We start from the raw sequence: 768 nt of genomic DNA, 5'->3' as shown, positions 1-768 counted from the left end.
AGCTTGGTCCATTCTGCTATTCTCCAAACGTTCTATTTCATTCTTCTCATGACCTCAGGCATACTGCGGTCATGAATACACTGCCTGATTTAAGCCAACTGACCCATGAACAACTGCTGGAATTTACCAGACAGTTGGCGATGCAGCATCAGTCTCTGGCACAATCAAACCAGCAATTAGATGCCAGAGTTCAACATCTTGAAGTCACCAATCAGCAATTAGATTCTAAAGTTCAACATCTTTCTATTCTCAATCAAAAATACGAGCATGAACTCGCACTATTTAAACAGCACAAATTCGGCAGTAAAAACGAACATCTAACCGCAAAACAAATCCATCTGTGGGATGAAGCGGTCGAAGAAGATATCGCAGCAGTTGATCTGGAACTGGAGCGGCTGAATGCAGATAAAACCGATGCAGCGACACAGAAAGCCACAGTCAACAAACCTAAACGTCGACCACTGCCAGATCACCTGCCAACCCTCCGTATTGAGCACGAACCTGCCTCAACGCAATGCAGCTGTGGCTGCACATTGCGTCGTATCGGCGAAGATATCAGTGAAAAACTGCATTTCAGACCGGCACAGTTCTATAAGGAACAGCATGTGCGTGGTAAATGGGTCTGTGATCAGTGTGACACTCTGACTCAGCAAGCGATGCCCGCCTATGTGATTGATAAAGGCATTGCTTCACCTGAATTGCTCAGCCATGTGCTGGTATCGAAGTATGCCGATCATTTGCCGCTGTACCGTCAACGTCTGATCTATC

Annotated in this window: 1 protein-coding gene; it reads left to right on the top strand. The window is 46.1% G+C overall.

Annotated features, from left to right (window positions below; translation table 11 throughout):
- Positions 1-71: 71 nt before the first annotated feature.
- Positions 72-768, top strand: a 697-nt coding sequence (locus tag GBN19_RS15475; protein WP_151778708.1) for an IS66 family transposase, incomplete at its 3' end; no start/stop codon positions are given.

It is taken from the genome of Acinetobacter brisouii, from assembly GCF_008993995.1.
Lineage (GTDB): Bacteria > Pseudomonadota > Gammaproteobacteria > Pseudomonadales > Moraxellaceae > Acinetobacter > Acinetobacter brisouii_A.
The sequence above is the reverse complement of the archived record's forward strand: the minus strand, read 5'-3'. Positions and strand labels throughout refer to the sequence as shown.